The 16,151-nt window shown below is 43.1% G+C and carries 14 protein-coding genes and 1 pseudogene; 11 read left to right on the forward strand and 4 right to left on the reverse strand.

Features of this window, described 5'->3' with window-relative positions; genetic code table 11:
* The first annotated feature begins 78 nt into the window (after window positions 1–78).
* From GOP56_RS02785 to GOP56_RS02825, 9 genes are all read left to right on the forward strand, one after another.
* Window positions 79–1,311: an efflux RND transporter periplasmic adaptor subunit gene (locus GOP56_RS02785; protein WP_163244428.1), complete on the forward strand. Its 1,233-nt coding sequence runs from the start codon at window positions 79–81 to the stop codon at window positions 1,309–1,311.
* Window positions 1,308–4,403, forward strand: a complete 3,096-nt coding sequence (locus GOP56_RS02790) for an efflux RND transporter permease subunit (protein WP_163244429.1) — start codon at window positions 1,308–1,310, stop codon at window positions 4,401–4,403. Before GOP56_RS02785 ends, GOP56_RS02790 begins: the two co-directional genes overlap by 4 nt.
* 171 nt (window positions 4,404–4,574) lie before the next feature.
* On the forward strand, window positions 4,575–5,270 hold the full coding sequence (locus GOP56_RS02795) for a 4'-phosphopantetheinyl transferase family protein (protein ID WP_163244430.1): 696 nt from the start codon (window positions 4,575–4,577) through the stop codon (window positions 5,268–5,270).
* Between the two features lie 43 nt (window positions 5,271–5,313).
* A complete protein-coding gene (locus GOP56_RS02800) occupies window positions 5,314–6,327 on the forward strand; it encodes a zinc-binding dehydrogenase (protein ID WP_163244431.1) in 1,014 nt (337 codons plus the stop codon).
* Window positions 6,328–6,494: 167 nt separating this feature from the next.
* Window positions 6,495–6,974, forward strand: coding sequence for a hypothetical protein (locus GOP56_RS02805; protein ID WP_022583825.1), 480 nt, complete (start codon window positions 6,495–6,497; stop codon window positions 6,972–6,974).
* Between the two features lie 152 nt (window positions 6,975–7,126).
* Window positions 7,127–8,788 (forward strand): AMP-binding protein, encoded by a 1,662-nt coding sequence (locus GOP56_RS02810; RefSeq protein ID WP_163244432.1) that lies wholly within the window; start codon window positions 7,127–7,129, stop codon window positions 8,786–8,788.
* 382 nt (window positions 8,789–9,170) lie between these two features.
* Window positions 9,171–9,608, forward strand: a complete 438-nt coding sequence (locus GOP56_RS02815; protein ID WP_003338637.1) for an Rrf2 family transcriptional regulator — start codon at window positions 9,171–9,173, stop codon at window positions 9,606–9,608.
* Window positions 9,609–9,687: 79 nt separating this feature from the next.
* A complete protein-coding gene (locus tag GOP56_RS02820) occupies window positions 9,688–10,365 on the forward strand; it encodes a DsbA family oxidoreductase (RefSeq protein WP_003341596.1) in 678 nt (225 codons plus the stop codon).
* 76 nt (window positions 10,366–10,441) lie between these two features.
* On the forward strand, window positions 10,442–11,371 hold the full coding sequence (locus GOP56_RS02825; RefSeq protein WP_163244433.1) for an MBL fold metallo-hydrolase: 930 nt from the start codon (window positions 10,442–10,444) through the stop codon (window positions 11,369–11,371).
* Between the two features lie 129 nt (window positions 11,372–11,500).
* Here the strand turns inward: GOP56_RS02825 and GOP56_RS23670 are convergent.
* The 4 genes and pseudogenes from GOP56_RS23670 to leuC all read right to left on the reverse strand — a co-directional run.
* Window positions 11,501–11,599 (reverse strand): annotated as a pseudogene (locus GOP56_RS23670) (VOC family protein); the annotation flags it as partial.
* A gap of 93 nt (window positions 11,600–11,692) precedes the next feature.
* Entirely contained in the window at window positions 11,693–12,034 is a 342-nt protein-coding gene (locus GOP56_RS02835) for a beta/gamma crystallin domain-containing protein (protein ID WP_163244434.1), read from the reverse strand.
* A gap of 440 nt (window positions 12,035–12,474) precedes the next feature.
* Window positions 12,475–13,068 carry a 3-isopropylmalate dehydratase small subunit gene (gene leuD / locus GOP56_RS02840; RefSeq protein ID WP_163244435.1) on the reverse strand — a complete coding sequence of 198 codons (594 nt, stop codon included), beginning with the start codon at window positions 13,066–13,068 and terminating at the stop codon, window positions 12,475–12,477.
* Window positions 13,069–13,200: 132 nt separating this feature from the next.
* Entirely contained in the window at window positions 13,201–14,619 is a 1,419-nt protein-coding gene (leuC, locus tag GOP56_RS02845; RefSeq protein ID WP_163244436.1) for a 3-isopropylmalate dehydratase large subunit, read from the reverse strand.
* Window positions 14,620–14,771: 152 nt separating this feature from the next.
* On the opposite strand from leuC, the gene GOP56_RS02850 reads away from it, so the two are divergent.
* Together GOP56_RS02850 and GOP56_RS02855 are read left to right on the forward strand one after the other, a co-directional pair.
* Window positions 14,772–15,674 (forward strand): LysR family transcriptional regulator, encoded by a 903-nt coding sequence (locus GOP56_RS02850; RefSeq protein ID WP_163246788.1) that lies wholly within the window; start codon window positions 14,772–14,774, stop codon window positions 15,672–15,674.
* A gap of 64 nt (window positions 15,675–15,738) precedes the next feature.
* Window positions 15,739–16,077: a thioredoxin family protein gene (locus GOP56_RS02855; protein WP_003338645.1), complete on the forward strand. Its 339-nt coding sequence runs from the start codon at window positions 15,739–15,741 to the stop codon at window positions 16,075–16,077.
* The last annotated feature ends 74 nt before the right edge of the window (window positions 16,078–16,151 follow it).

Consider the following 16,151-nt stretch of genomic DNA (forward strand, 5'->3'; position numbering starts at 1 on the left):
TCCACCTGCTGGCCGTTCTGTTATTTCAGAAAATTAGAGAGAATAGAATAAAAAAGGAAAGAGCTGGGAGGAACAGATGTGAGACGTGTTGTCGTATCGGTTTTGGGCGCCTTTATTTTGTTAGTTAGTGGCTGTGGGAGTAATGTGGAGCCAGTAGCTAGTGTACAAGAGGAGAAAAATAACAAATGGGTGGAGACCTATAAGATTGAACAAGCACCAGCTTCAACTTTACTAGGATATTCGGGAGTAGTTGAAGCAAATAAGCAGGTAATGCTAGGCTTCGGTAGTTCAGGAAAAATTGCACAGGTAAACACCGAAAAAGGGGCACAGGTACAGCAAGGTCAGGTCTTGGCCTCTTTAGACGCGAAAGTATATCAGGTAGCTGCTCAGGCTGCCGCAGGGCAAGTACAATCCGCAACTGTTGCCGCTCAGGAAGCAAAGAAAGGAGCCTCTCAAGAAGCACTTGCTCAGCAAAAAATCAAGCTGGAGCGAGAGCAACAAAATGCTGCAGAGGCAAAAAAGGCCGCGAAGCAGGGCGATGTTTTGTTTCAAGGCGGTGCGCTTTCAAAAAATGATTATGAGGCTCTTCTTCTCAAAGCAAAGCAAGCAGAGATGAGTGTAAAAAATGAACAGATTGCACTTCAGGAGCTTCAAAGAGGGGCAAATCCAGATCAACTAGCTAGAGCAAGCGCTGCCATTACGCAGGCAAACAGCGAGGCTGTACGAGCGCAGGAGAGTTTACAACAAACCAAAATCATTGCGCCATTCTCAGGAACGATCGTAGCAGTGCATGAACAGACAGGGAAGGTCGTAGCTGGTGGACAAAGCGTAATTGAGCTAGTTGATTTGAAAACTGTTAAGGTAGTTTTGGCTGTTGAAAGCGATGAGGTGGGATTTTTTACGGAAGGGAAGCAGGTAGAAGTACAGGATGCTTCTGGTATAAGCAGTAAGGGGACAATTCAGTTTGTCTCACCTGTGATCGACCAAGCAAACGGGAAATATCGAGTGGAGATTCATATAAGTAATTCAGATAAAAAATGGCGAGGTGGTATGGTTGCGAATGTTAAGGTACCTCGCCCATTGCAGGGATTTTTATTGCCTCTAGAATGTGTAGGGCTTACAAATGAGACCCATTTCGTCATGAAGGTGGAGAATGGCATTGTTAGGAAACAACCTGTACAAGTCGGACAGATTATTAATGGAAATATTGAAATTGTAAAAGGTGTTTCAGTAGGGGAACAGGTAGTAAAAAGTGGAATCACCTATATCGTTGACGGTGAGAACGTAGCAGTGAAGGGAGTAAAACAATGAGTAAACTCCTATCATTCTTTCTCCAACGAAAGCTTATTGTGTATCTCTTAACTCTCATAATTTTATTCGCAGGCTTTGCTTCTCTTGCCTCCTTTAAAATATTTCTGGTTCCAAAAACGAATTTGCCTTGGATTATTGCTACTATTTCTGGCGGATCACTCCCTCCTGAAGAAATGGAGAAAAAAGTAGCGGAGCGAGTAGAAAATGAAGTGAAGGGAATGGAGGAGATAAAGGATTATTTTTCGTCTTCTTCTAGCGGCAAGGTTCAAATCACTTTGGTGGCGAAGGAAGGAAAAGGTGAGGCAGCAAAGCAAAAACTGGAGAGCATTATTAATCGTGAGCGATCCAATTTTCCGAAAGCGGTTGAACATAGTAATATCTATCAGGCCAATTATGGTGATGAAACTCTGATGGTGTTGGCTTTAACAGGCAATGATCCTCAATCATTATATAATTATGCTCAGGATACGCTAAAAGAGCGAATAGAGGCAGTATCTGGAGTGAAAGGCGTAGAGATTAGTAAAGGAAGCTTTGAAAATAAAATCACCATCACCTTATTGCCAGAGAGACTCTCGGCTTATCAGGTAACCCCTGCACAGATCTATCAGGAGCTACAAAAACAAAATTGGAAGCAGGCGCTCGGAACACTTGATAACGCCGGCTATCAGACGGTCATCGAATTAGATAAGACACTGCAACATGTAGAGGAATTAAAATCTGTAATGATCCCAACACCAAGGGGAATGGCATTGCTTGACCAATTGGCAACCGTGAAAGATTTACGTGGAAGTGAGAGTGATCAGACGCTTGCCATCTATAAAGGAAAACCCTACATTGGTATCTCGATAAAACGTACAGAGGGTAGCGAAATTATACCAACCCAAGCAAGGGTAGAACAGCTTATTGCCCAGATCAATCAAGAAGCAAACGGAATTTATCATCTTACATCCATTTTTGAAGCGGCTTCTTTTATCGAGCATTCCATTAGTAATTTAAGCAGAGATGTTATGATCGGTGGAGCTCTCGCTATTTTGATCTTATTTATCTTTTTACGTAACTGGCGGGTTACGATGGTCATTGCTACCACGCTACCGCTTTCGATTTTAATGACATTTATTGCACTGAAGGTATTTGGCTATAATTTCGATATGGTAACGCTTATTTCTCTTAGTCTGTCCGTTGGTTTAATTGTTGACGCTGCAATCGTGGTACTAGAGAGTATCTATCACTACCGAGAGCAGGGAAAAGCATTGCGTGAGTCAATTTTACTGGGTACGAAAGAGGTGCTTACGCCTGTATTATCATCACAGATCACCATGGTAGTTGTATTCTTACCTTTGGTATTAGCAGGCTTTGATGAAGCGTTGACGCCCATATTCACTACGATTGCTTTTACAGTGACAGCGGCTATTGTATCATCTACGATTGTATCAATTTTCTTTGTACCGATTTTCTCAGATAGCTTTCTAAAAAATGATAAGCAAAAGGTGAATGGAGAAAATCAAAAGGAAAATATCCTGGTGCGGAGCTTCGACCGCATCTTGCATCTGTGTTTGCGTCGACGATTTGTTACACTTGGTCTAGCTTTTCTCATGTTTTGCAGTATCTTTGTGCTGGCCCCCCACGTTAAAACCAATCTGGGGATTGATGTGAATGAGAACTTTATCTTTGCAGATATTACGTTGCCACATGGAACGTCCTTGGAGGCGGCCAAACAAGTCATTTCTCAAACGGAAGAAAAATTGTCTGCGATAAAAGAAGTTAAAGATGCATACATTGGTGGAAATTTAGAACGATTGCAGTTACAAATCGCCTTATTACCGAGAGCAGAGCGCTCATTGAGCAAAGAAGAAATTGGCAAGCAGATCATGGAAAAAACAAAAGAAGTAACAGGTGTAGAACGCTTTTCCTTTAGCACCAATAGCCCAGACGGTGGTGCAGTAACTGTTGAAGTAGAGATTACTGGCAAAGATTTAGAGAAGGCGAAAGAATTAAGTGAGCAAGTATCAGCAATGCTTGTTGGTATAGAGGGTATTTCAGGTGTTCGCAACGATTTTAGTGAGGGTAAAGAAAAGATAACCCTCATTCCCATAAAAGAAGCAATGAATCGATTACAGGTGGACGAACGGGTACTAGCTCAGCATTTATCCAGCATGATGGGTGAGCAAAAAGTGGCTGAACTTACAACCGACGGTACAAATGTGGATGTAATGGCTCGACTGCCTGAGCAAGAAATGAAACATCCTGAGCAACTAAAGAAGCTGTTAATTCCCACACAAAATCAGACAATGATTCCACTAATAGATGTCGTCGAATGGAAATATGGAAAGACGCCACAACAAATTAATCACCGTAACGGGGAACGTGTCATTAAAGTGTCTGCCGATCTTGTAGGAATCGATCCAGGGAATGCTACCCGTTTGTTACAAACGAAGCTGGATCAATTGGTAGTGCCGGCTGGTTTGCAAGTGGAGTTAGCAGGCAGTCTTAAAAATCAAGAAAGCAATATGTCCAGTGCATTGTTTGTGTTTTTAGGCGCTATTGCTTGCATCTATCTGATTATGGTTGCGCAATTCGGACGTTTGTCGCATCCATTTATCATCATGCTGACATTACCTATGGCAGGCGTAGGCGTTGTTGCTGGTCTCGTGTTGACACAACGCATGATGACAGCTATGTCCATCATTGGCATCATTATGTTAATCGGTATTGTCGTTTCCAATGCGATTTTGTTAATCGATCGAATAAATTTACTTAGAAAACGCGGCGTATCGTTACAAGCCGCAATTATTCAAGGGACCCATGAGCGAGTACGCCCCGTTTTGATGACTAAAATTACCGCCATTTTGGGCATGGTACCGATGGCTTTGGCATTTGGAGATGGTGCTAGCTTAGAAGCTCCACTCGCAACTGTAGTAATAGCGGGACTTGTGTTTCATACGTTAGTTACACTAGTGCTGGTGCCGGTGCTGTATTCCGTTTTTGAAGGAATTCGGGATTGGTGGGACCATAAAAGAGATAAGCGCATGCAAAAGAGATTACAGAGATCATTAGTGGCATCCGCAGAGGGTGCAATAGGGGAAGAAAAATAGAAATGTAGCTTAGAGATAGCAGAACGTAGCCAACAGAAGGGCTCTCTTTCCTCCATTCGGAGTGTTGAGAAGCCCTTCTATTTATTTCGAGCAGATCTAAAGATTTCAGATGACATGGTAGATTTGTTTGTAGATATCCTCTAAAATATGGAAAAGGGAGAGGGGAATTACATGACAAACGTATTTGCTCTACATATACCAGCAGAACTAGAGAAGGATACATTTACACGTTTATTAGATCATGTATCCCAAGAAAAACGTGAAAAAATCCTTCGATTTCGCAGACGTGAGGATGCCTATAGGGGATTGCTGGCTGATTTACTCGTTCGCTATATTTTGCTTACACATCACTTTATTTCTAAAGAGGAGATTCAATTTGAGTACAATGAGTATGGTAAACCTTATCTGCCATATACCAATTGCAATATGAACTTGTCTCACTCTGGTGAATGGGTAGTGTGCGGTACAGGCATTGAACCTGTAGGAATTGATATAGAACAGCAAAAGCCCATAGAGATGGAAATTGCTAAGCATTACTTTTCAAAGCAAGAGTACACGGATTTAGTAGTAAAATCAGAAGGAGAAGAACAACTGTCGTATTTTTATGACCTTTGGACATTGAAGGAGAGCTACATCAAGGCAGTTGGCAAGGGGCTATCCATTCCTCTTTCCTCTTTTTCCATTAGAAAAAATGAGAATGGTACCATTGATTTTAGCGAAGAGATACCGTCACAGACGAATTGGTTTTTTAAACAATATCAGCTAGCGAAAGGATATCCGTTGTCTGTATGCAGTGCTAGTAATCAGTTTGCAGAAGAGGTAAAAATGATTCGAGTAGACGAATTGATTCAATATTTTGTCTCCTAAATCTAATGAGAATGTCATTTGTAGCGAAAAGGAGGAAGGAACTATGTATCAAGCATTGCTACATCACGGTCAAGCAGGCTTAAAAGGAGTAACAATAGGAGAACGAGCTAAACGGATATTGGCTGCTGATGAGGTGCTAGTTCGGTTGAAGGCATCTGGTTTAAACCGTCGGGATTTACTCACGATCATGTGGAGAAGCGAACAAGACGCTCCGCTCGTTCTGGGTGCTGATGGTGCTGGAGAAATTGAAGAAATAGGTAGTGAAGTAGAGGGATGGCATGTCGGTGACGCGGTAATTTTGCATGCAGGCGTGAACTGGTTAACCAAAAGCGATGCTCCTCCTGCCACGTTCGAGATTTTAGGGACTTCCTTCGATGGGACCCATGCTCAGTATATTGTGGTTCCTGCTTCGCTACTCGTGAAAAAGCCTACCTATCTAACATGGGAAGAAGCTGGAGTACTCTCTGTAGCAGCTCTTACGGCTTATCGCGCCATATGTACAAAAGGACAGGTCAAAAAGGGAAATACGGTGTTGATTCCTGGAATTGGGAGTGGGGTAGCTACCTTTTTACTTCAAATGAGTAAGGCCTTGGAATGTCGTGTCATTGTTACTTCCCGGAGCAAAGCGAAACAAGAAAGGGCTCTGCAACTAGGTGCTGACGTTGCGATTGATACAGCAACCGATTGGAACGAGGCCTTACAGGGCGAGAAGGTTGACATCGTGTTTGATAGTGTGGGTCCTGCTACATTTCAGCAATCTTTGCATCAACTGCGCCCCGGGGGGACGTGCGTTACATTTGGTGCTACTACCGGTGATATCATAGAATTTAATCTAAGAAGCTTTTTTTACAGCCAGTGTAATATTCTAGGAACTACACTGGGTAGTAAGGAAGAATTTATTGAGATGCTAGGTTTTATGGAACAACATCAAATCCGCCCGATTATAGATCATGTCTATGAGCTGGAGCAAGGTATAACTGCCCTTCAACGACTACAGGATTCGGAACAATTTGGCAAAATCGTATTGCGTAGAAGAGAAACAGGGATGGATCTTTAGGGATAATACGCTTCATAATCGAAGGAAAAAGGAAGGAATTCCTCAGGTAAGATTTGATGAAATATATAAGCCTCATATGCTTGTAGCAGTTTTCTACAAGATTTACTTCTAACTCTCTTCATTCTCGCGTATGCATGTACAAATAGGGCGGAAAGGGAGAGTTACGAATGAAAGTATTTGTAATTAGTTTGCGCAAGTTGCTATATGGCTCTGCTGTAGGGGTTGGCTTAGTACTTGCCATCGTACTGGTAATATGGAAAGATCCATTACATGTCGCAACCCTGTTCCAATTTGATCGGGAAAGCATGGAGACAACAGCAAAAGTAGCAGACAACCCGTTTGCCTCCGAAAGGCCTCAGGTAGCTATGGATGTACAGGTAGAGAATAATGAGATAGCTGTTAATCTCATCACCACAGGCTTTACCTTTACAGAAGAGCAGTCCAACGCAGAACAAAAATTGGAGTCCATGCATGGGAAGGGACATGCACATCTCTATGTGGATGGAAAAATGATTCAGAAGATTTATCAGCCCCAATTTACTATTAAAAATATGCCAAAAGGGGAGCACGAATTGAAAATAGAATTAGCTTACCCGAATCATCTATCTTACAAGGTAGAAACAGTAAAAATACTGCAAATCAAATAGATGGGAAAGAAGTGCCTCGATGGTTGATACCTTATCGGGGACTTTTTGCTATATAAAATGACCATTAACAGATATGATGGTATATAGCGGGAAGCAGGAAAATATATGATTTGATGGAATGTTCTGATTAATACGGCTAGGAGGTCGAAAAAATGGCTGATCTACGTTCTATTACGATGGGTGATTTATTAGATGAGACAGCAGACATGTTTCCTGACAAGGAAGCCATTATTTATCATGAGCGTGAACTTACGTATACATATCGGGAGTTTCAGTTGGTGTGCAATCAATTAGCTCGGGGATTTATGGCCTTAGGTATCCAGCCAGGCGAACATATAGCAATTTGGGCTAATAATGTTCCAGAGTGGGTATTAACTCAGTTTGCCACAGCTAAAATAGGTGGTGTACTCGTGACCGTTAATACAAACTACCGTACACATGAGCTCGAATATTTGCTGCATCAATCGGATGCTACTACCTTACTATTAATTGATCAGTTTAAGGGTGTTTCCTATGTCGACATGTTGCATGAAATTTGCCCAGAACTACAAACTGCGACACCTGGAGAGCTTCAAGCAGAACGCCTCCCTCAATTACGCCGAGTAATCTATCTGGGAGAAGAGCGCCAGTCAGGCATGTATTTATTTAAGGACCTCTATGAGCTAGCTGAACAAGTGACGGAAGCGGAGCAAATTGATTGTCAAAAGACGATTCATCCCGATTCGGTAGTTAATATGCAATATACTTCAGGTACGACAGGATTTCCAAAAGGCGTCATGCTTAGTCATAACAATATTATTAACAATGCAATTCAAGTAGCTAGTTGTCAAAATTTACACCAAGAAGATCGCGTTTGCATTCCAGTACCATTTTTTCATTGCTTTGGCTGTGTCATGGGAACTTTAGCCTGCGTAGCAACGGGAGCAACGATGGTTCCTATCATTACGTTTCAGCCCAAAGTTGTGTTGGAGGTGGTTTCTAAGACAAGGTGCACTGCGCTATATGGAGTGCCAACTATGTTTATTGCGGAGCTGAATGAACCCACGTTTGCGCAGTATGATCTAAGCTCATTGCGCACCGGTATCATGGCGGGTTCGCCTTGCCCAGAAGAAGTAATGAAAAATGTCGTAGATAAAATGGGGATTCGTGATATTACTATTGCATATGGGCAGACGGAATCATCGCCAGTCGTAACTCAGACTAGAGTAGATGATAGCATCGAGCTTCGTGTGTCAACAGTAGGTCGTAAGCATGATCCGGTTGAAATTAAGCTAATGAATCCGGAAACAGGGGAAGAGGTGGCTAGAGGCGAGCAGGGTGAACTTTGTACGCGAGGCTATCAGGTTATGAAAGGATACTATAAAATGCCGGAACAGACAGCTCAGGCGATTGATTCTGAGGGCTGGCTCCACACGGGAGACCTAGCAACCGTTGATGAATCGGGGTACTATCGCATAACAGGGCGCCTGAAAGACATGATCATTCGTGGAGGAGAAAATATTTATCCACGTGAGATTGAAGAGTTTTTGTATACCCATCTCAAGGTGTTGGATGTACAGGTTATTGGTGTTCCTGATCCTCACTATGGTGAACAGGTATTGGCATGCGTTAAAGTGCGGGAGGGCGAAACCCTGACATCAAATGAGCTTAAAGATTTCTGTCAGGGGAAGATTGCTCGCTTTAAAATTCCATATTATGTACAAATTGTAAGTGATTACCCGATGACTGCCTCTGGTAAAATTCAAAAATATAAGCTAAGAGAGCAAGCCATTGAAATCCTTGGCTTGAATCAATCTGCGGCTACTAGGGAGTAGTTCGAAGGTAGAAATACCTTTATATATAAAAAAGGGATAGTGATATCCCTGTTAGCCTGGGAAGGTTTTTCCTAATAAAATCATTGTTTTAATCTGTTCGCCGTTAACTACTATGAACCCTCTGTCACAATAAAGTGGCAGAGGGCTTTACGTTTGTGAGGAAAATTTAATTTCTAGCCATTGCATAATCTCCACATCATCTTATGGAATGGGGATGTATTGATGGCTAGTAAAATTCTTGATCCATTTTGTTAAACAGTATATCTGAACGGAAACAATGAAATATATCGAAGCTCCTTTTACAAAATTAACAATTTCAAAATCCCTCTTGACACTCATGGCATGTTGTAACTATAATGGTTACATCGAGAGGGTGTCAGTAATGAAAATAAGCAGCAGATTTTCCATAGCGGTTCACATTCTTTCGTTGCTTTCTACAGCCAAGGATGCGCACTGCACATCGGAATGGATTGCTGGTAGCGTCGGAACGAATCCGGTTATCATTCGGAAAATACTCGGGCAGCTAAAGAAAGCAGGATTGGCGGGCGTTCGAGCCGGTAAAGGCGGAGCTTTTTTACTTAAAGGGCTGGAAGAAGTTACGTTGCTGGATGTTTACCGGGCGGCGGAAGTCGTGGAGGAAGGGGAGCTCTTTCATCTCCATGAACAGCCGAATCCCGACTGTCCGGTCGGTGCGAACATTCAAGCCGTTCTGGAACTGATCGTAAGACGGGCCCAAAACGCCATGGAAGCGATTCTGGCTGACATAACGATGCATGAGTTGCTTTCCGAACTTGCCGAACATATGAACATGAAAAAGTGAACCCATTTTTTTTGGAGTTGTTGTAACTTAAGTGGTTACAACAAAAAATCTCGAAATAAATGGAAAGGAGGTTCCCAGAATGAAAGTGGAAGTTTGGTCCGATTTTGCTTGTCCTTTCTGCTACATCGGCAAACAACAGATCGAAGCGGCGCTTGATAAATTTGCGCACAAAGATGATGTTGAAGTTGTTTTTCGAAGCTTCGAGCTTGATCCGAAAGCACAGAGGGACGTGGATTACGACGTACATGACATGCTGGTCGCCAAGTACGGCATGAGCCGGGATCAAGCGATTGCGATGAACGAGAATCTTAGCAGTAAAGCGAAGGAAGTCGGGCTTACATTCCAATTTGACACCTTGATTCTGACGAACACATTCGATGCCCATCGGTTGGCGAAGTACGCAATCAAGCAAGGTAAAATGAACCCGATGGCACAGGAACTGTTTCAGGCATACTTTACCGACTCCCGGCATTTGGGCGACCACGAAACGCTGGTGGAATTAGCAGTGAAGGTCGGATTGGATCGCGATGAAGCGCTCAAGGTGCTTGCTGGCGATGATTATTCCGCCGACGTGCGCGCGGATGAGGAAGAAGCAAGCCGGCTTGGCGTCAGCGGAGTGCCGTTTTTCGTCATCGACCGCAAATACGCCGTATCGGGGGCGCAGTCAACCGACATGTTTCTCAATGCTTTGCAGACGGCTTGGAAGGAATCGCAGTCGTTGAACGTGTCGGACGATGCCGGAAGTGAATCCGAGTGAGCAGCTTGTGCTGACGGCATTACGTTACGATTTTGATAACCGTTATTATTATTATTAGAGAGAGGGAGATTTACCGATGTTTAGCAAGAAATCATCAATAGGAGTTATTATGTTGCTTTGTTTCACGCTATTGCTGAGCGCATGCTCCAGTGAGCCGAGTAAGACGAATACCGCGAGCGAGGGAACTCAGAAACAGGCGGCTGAACTCAAGATCACGCCGTTCAACCCTGGAGAAAACGGGCTCTTCTCCGTCACATCTAGCCTGATCGAAGGGCCAAGCGAGGTGCTGCTCGTCGATGCTCAGTTCGAAAAGAGCAACGCCGCGCAACTGGTTAAGATGATCCGCGAAACCGGTAAGAAGCTGACTACAGTTTATGTCAGCCACCAGGATCCGGATTTCTATTTCGGCCTGTCGACGATCCGCGAGGCATTTCCTGATGTAAAGATCGTTGCCACCCCGGCTACAGTGGAAGGGATCAAGGCAACTATCAAACTTAAGAGTGAATTCTGGGGTCCGCTCATGAAAGAAAACGCCCCAACTGCGATGATCGTCCCTGATGTCCTTGACGGGGATAAGCTAACGGTTGATGGCCAAACCGTGCAGGTGATCGGTCTCGACGGTTCGGATCCGTCTCACACAGTCCTTTGGGTTCCGTCGAAAAAGACCATCCTGGGTGGTGTGCCGGTCTATGAGAACCTGCATGTCTGGATGGCAGACAACCAGACTCTAGAGAGCCGTGACCACTGGCGGGAGATTCTGGACCGAGTTCTCGCTCTGAAGCCTGAACGAGTTATCCCGGGCCATTTCATGAACAAGAGCTCTGAAGATATATCCAACGTCACCTTCACCCGTGACTACATTACAAAATTTGATGCTGCGGCAAAGCAGGCCAAGAACTCCGCTGAGCTGATTGCAGCGATGAAGAAGGCCTATCCTGACTTAAAGAACATAAGTGATCTGGAAATGGGCGCCCAGGTGATCAAGGGTGAGCGTTCTTGGCCATGATATAACGCCGAAACCGCCCGTTAGATGCGGAGATGGTTAACTACTGTTGCGGCTTATGAAGGCGCCCGGGTTTAGACCCGGGCGTTTTCATGATTACGGTGTGCTCGGCGGGGATACGTCGATAATTTCTTATTGTAATCTATCATCAAACATTAATTGTATTTGAATACCGAACGGGTTTTCAATAATACCGTATGCTTTGCTAAACACATTTTTAGATAAAGGGATACAACGATTTAGAAAGGCGTCTCATATCTTGACATCATCGCTTTTAGCCCATAGAAATATGGTCAGACCAGGTGCAGGAGATTTATCTCTTATTTAGCAGAGTCGAAAAGTTTTAATAGAAGAAGTGATATCATTAAAATCTTTGTGAATGTTGAAGAGATGGGATCGATCACTTGAATTTTCAAGCAGCTTTTTTCTACCTGTAAAATTTATATGCTCATATAAAACAACAAGCGTTTTAGGTGCGACACGTACAGACGAAATTCTGTCGTTCCAAGCATCCCCCACGTATGACAATCTATCTCCCGAGTTCAGAGTGAAAGACGCACCGTTTCCGTCTATATGTTCAAAAAAACGATTCACACGATGCTGAACTTCTACATAATGATACGGGTCATCATAATGCGGATTATAATCATACGGATTATAAAACATGAACACCTCTCCAATACTTTTTTGTAATTCATACACTGTATGCCTAATTGCCATATCTGTGCATTGACACAGGTATTTTTTTGAAATATGAGGAAAGATGGGGAATAGGAGCTTTTTAAGAGGCCAGAGTTAGCCAGATCAGCTATTTTCTCAGTTCTCTTATCTGATATATTCTTTTTCAACAAGACCTTCGCGAATGAATAGATTTTGAGAAATTTACTAGCAGTAGGTTCTCCGGAGACGAAGAATAAGGAAGGAACTTTAATAGCGGGATTCTATATGAAAAAAGCTAGGAGAGCAAAATGAGAACCAATCATATGCTGTCAAGGAAATCTATTTATGCTAAAAACGAAGCTGTTTTGCGATGAGAGACTGATCATAATGAAAAAAGGGCCACCTGCTGGTGAACCCTTTTTCTCTGTGTCTCAATTATTTATTACCTACCATGCAGGCATTTTTTGTTCATAAGCCATAATTTTGTCTTCTTGTTGTAAAGTAATTCCAATATCATCTAAACCATGTAACAAGCAATATCGGCGATAAGGATCTATCTCGAAAGGATAGGAGAGACCTCTGTCATCCTCTACTACTTGATTTTCTAAATCAATGGTTAATGTATAACCTTCAGTAGCTTCCGTACGTGTAAACAATTCCTCTATCTGTTGTTCTGTTAATTTGATTGGCAAAATTCCATTTTTAAAGCAGTTATTATAAAAGATATCTGCAAAGGACGGTGCAATGATTACTCTAAATCCAAAATCCAACAACGCCCAAGGTGCATGCTCGCGTGAGGAGCCACAACCAAAGTTATTGCGTGCAAGAAGAATCGTTGCTCCTTCATAACGCGGCTGATGGAGGACAAATGAATCAATTCGCTCGCCATCAATCGTAAAGCGCCATTCATAAAACAAGAATTGACCAAAGCCTGTACGTTCAATACGCTTTAAAAATTGTTTGGGGATAATAGCATCTGTATCAATATTGGCCCGATCAACGGGAGCAGCCAAACCAGTTACTTTTACAAATGGTTCCATGGATAGTGCCTCCTTTTACATGTAGGGATGAGCTTATGCTTTTCTCCAACAAAATTACCTGTTACATCTTGAGTGACTCAACCATTGCAAGATAAGCTGTTTACTTGCAATTTTCGAAATCCTAACGTCTATTTACACGACAGAAGCAGTGTTTAGCCATTGACGGACATCAACGAATCTACCTTCGACCGCGGCGGCAACCGCCATTTCAGGGCTCACAAGATGTGTGCGTCCATCGCGCCCTTGTCGGCCTTCAAAGTTACGGTTAGAGGTGGAAGCGCAACGCTCACCTGGTGACAAAATATCTGGATTCATCGCAAGACACATGGAGCAACCAGATTCCCGCCACTCAAAGCCAGCCTCAATGAAGATTTGATGTAATCCTTCTTGTTCAGCACGTTCCTTGACTGCTTGTGACCCTGGCACGACCATGGCATTAACCTTGGAGGATACCTTGCGACCTTTAGCTACTGCGGCGGCACGGCGTAAATCTTCAATCCGTCCGTTTGTACAGGAACCAATAAACACACGATCAATAGCGATTTCGGTCATGGGAGTACCTGCAACTAATCCCATATAAGAAAGGGCATCTCGTGCCGCCTTTTGTTCGGTTTGGCTCATAAATTCTTCAGGAAGAGGGACATTCCTAGTGATGCCGGTTCCCATACCGGGACTAGTTCCCCAGGTTACTTGTGGCTCAATCTCGCTTGCATGAATCTCAATGTAAGCATCATATTCGGCACCTTCATCCGTCACCAACTCTTTCCATACAGCAACAGCTTGGTCAAATGCTTCTCCTTGAGGAGCATGCCGGCGACCTTTTAAGTATGCGAAAGTAGTATTATCCGGAGCGATCAGACCTGCACGTGCTCCAGCCTCAATGGACATGTTACAAACTGTCATCCGTTCTTCCATTGTCAATTGACGAATAGCTTCCCCTGTATATTCAATAACATAGCCTGTGGCAAAGTCAGTGCCGAATTTTGCGATAATAGCCAAAATTAAATCTTTCGCAGAGACACCTAGTGGCATGGGACCTTTGACATGGACTTCCATTGTTTTTGGTTTTGCTTGCTGCAAGCATTGTGTTGCCAATACATGTTCAACCTCACTGGTTCCGATGCCAAAAGCAAGAGCACCAAAAGCGCCATGTGTAGAGGTATGACTATCTCCACAAACAATTGTTTTACCCGGATGAGTTAACCCAAGTTCGGGTCCAATGACGTGAACAATTCCTTGATCTGGGCTGTCTAAATCTGCAAGGGGTACTTCGAAATCTCGACAGTTATTGGTTAAGGTCTCCATCTGTGTTAGTGAAATGGGGTCTTCTACAAGATAGCGGTTCTTCGTGGGCACATTGTGATCCATCGTTGCAAAAGTAAGATCGGGACGGCGTACCTTCCGATTAGCTAGACGTAAACCTTCAAAAGCCTGTGGGGAGGTTACTTCATGTACTAAATGTAAATCGATATATAATAAGCTAGGTTTTCCCGGTTCTTCGTGAATGACGTGCTGATCCCAGATTTTTTCAAAAAGTGTGCGTGCTTTCATCGTATTTCCTCTCCTCTACATTGTAATCGCGTTCCTGCTTTTTTTAGTTGTATCATGGATAAGTAAATAGCACAAAGATATAATGATTATAGAATGGATAGGAATTACCTATATGTATGGAAGGAAGCAACGAATAGGTGGTGGAAACAGAGATGGAATTGCGACAAATAAGATATGTGTTGATGGTAGCTCAAGAAAAAAGCTTTTCTCGTGCAGCGGAGAAGCTTCATTTAGCACAACCATCACTTAGTCAACAAATTGCAAAATTAGAACGTGAATGGGGTGTTCTGTTGTTTCAGCGGTTGCCACAACGAGTCGAGCTAACTGATGCGGGCCATCGATTTCTACAATTAGCCACTCAGCTCATTGTGAAAGCAGATGCATTAGAACGTGAAATGGTTCAATTTGCAGAAGGGAACGCGGGGAGAATCGTTGTTGGTAGCCTTCCGATCACAGGGGCTTTTGTGTTGCCGGAAGCTTTTTCAGCCTTTACGAAACGCTATCCTCGCATCGAGGTTACTTTAATAGAAGACACATCTAGCAACCTGGAGCAAATGCTGGTGAATGGGAAGCTGGATATGAGCTTGCTAACAATGCCGATACAACATCCAGCAATAGTAACAACGCAGGTATTACAGGAGGAAATATATTTATCCTTGCCACCTCAGCATCCATTTGCGGAGGAGCCGGTTGTTGATTTAAAGGCATTGGCAGATGAACCATTTATTCTGTTAAAAGAGGGGCAAGGATTTCGTACCATCTCACTCACATTGTGCGAGCAGGCTGGTTTTATGCCTAAAGTAGTGTTTGAAAGCTCCAACATTCAGACGGTGCAAGCTTTAGTAGCATCAGGCATGGGAGTTTCTTTTGCGCCTCATATGATTACAGGTTCAATGAACGGTAACATCTGTCCCGCTTATGTGCATCTATCAACGCGCCCTAATAGAACCTTAGTAGTCGCATCCCATAAAGATAAGCATTTATCTGCTCCAATGCTAGCATTACGCGAAGAGATAGCCTTAGCCGGAAAGCAGTACTCACTAAACCTGGTGTAGAGACAAAAAAGTAGCAGGTGTGTTACACTATCAACAAAACATCATGGAAAGGAAGGATACATACATGAAAGAGATTAAAACAGAAGAAGCATTCCAAGAAGCCATCCGTTCTTCCAAACCGGTTGTAGTTAAATTTTATACAACCTGGTGCCCTGACTGCTTTCGGATCGACCCGTTTATGCCGGAGTTAGAGGAAGCCTATAAAGAACAATTGGATATGATAGCAGTTAACCGTGATGACCTTCCAGAATTGTCTCAGCAGTTAGAGATCATGGGTATCCCTAGCTTTGTTACGTTCAAGAATGGCAAGGAAGTTATACGTTTTGTAAGCAAATTAGCTAAAAGTCGTGAAGAGATCGAGCAATTTTTAGATCGTTCCGTGCAAATTAGCGCAGAACTTTAAAGCAAAAATTCGCTCTCAAAAATGTAAGGACGTTATGGCTTTTGCAAACAATTTGAGCAGATTTTGCTGAAAAT

The sequence above is a fragment of the Brevibacillus sp. 7WMA2 genome (genome assembly GCF_010748895.1).
GTDB classification, from domain to species: Bacteria; Bacillota; Bacilli; order Brevibacillales; family Brevibacillaceae; genus Brevibacillus_B; species Brevibacillus_B halotolerans.

Excerpts from the sequence above, each read along its gene's own strand:
- GOP56_RS02810 (WP_163244432.1), top strand. The coding sequence starts at position 7,127 with ATGGCTGATCTACGTTCTATTACGATGGGTGATTTATTAGATGAGACA.
- GOP56_RS02835 (WP_163244434.1), bottom strand. The coding sequence starts at position 12,034 with ATGTTTTATAATCCGTATGATTATAATCCGCATTATGATGACCCGTAT.
- leuC (WP_163244436.1), bottom strand. The coding sequence starts at position 14,619 with ATGAAAGCACGCACACTTTTTGAAAAAATCTGGGATCAGCACGTCATT.
- GOP56_RS02800 (WP_163244431.1), top strand. The coding sequence starts at position 5,314 with ATGTATCAAGCATTGCTACATCACGGTCAAGCAGGCTTAAAAGGAGTA.
- GOP56_RS02820 (WP_003341596.1), top strand. The coding sequence starts at position 9,688 with ATGAAAGTGGAAGTTTGGTCCGATTTTGCTTGTCCTTTCTGCTACATC.
- GOP56_RS02805 (WP_022583825.1), top strand. The coding sequence starts at position 6,495 with ATGAAAGTATTTGTAATTAGTTTGCGCAAGTTGCTATATGGCTCTGCT.
- leuD (WP_163244435.1), bottom strand. The coding sequence starts at position 13,068 with ATGGAACCATTTGTAAAAGTAACTGGTTTGGCTGCTCCCGTTGATCGG.
- GOP56_RS02850 (WP_163246788.1), top strand. The coding sequence starts at position 14,772 with ATGGAATTGCGACAAATAAGATATGTGTTGATGGTAGCTCAAGAAAAA.
- GOP56_RS02825 (WP_163244433.1), top strand. The coding sequence starts at position 10,442 with ATGTTTAGCAAGAAATCATCAATAGGAGTTATTATGTTGCTTTGTTTC.
- GOP56_RS02790 (WP_163244429.1), top strand. The coding sequence starts at position 1,308 with ATGAGTAAACTCCTATCATTCTTTCTCCAACGAAAGCTTATTGTGTAT.
- GOP56_RS02855 (WP_003338645.1), top strand. The coding sequence starts at position 15,739 with ATGAAAGAGATTAAAACAGAAGAAGCATTCCAAGAAGCCATCCGTTCT.
- GOP56_RS02795 (WP_163244430.1), top strand. The coding sequence starts at position 4,575 with ATGACAAACGTATTTGCTCTACATATACCAGCAGAACTAGAGAAGGAT.
- GOP56_RS02815 (WP_003338637.1), top strand. The coding sequence starts at position 9,171 with ATGAAAATAAGCAGCAGATTTTCCATAGCGGTTCACATTCTTTCGTTG.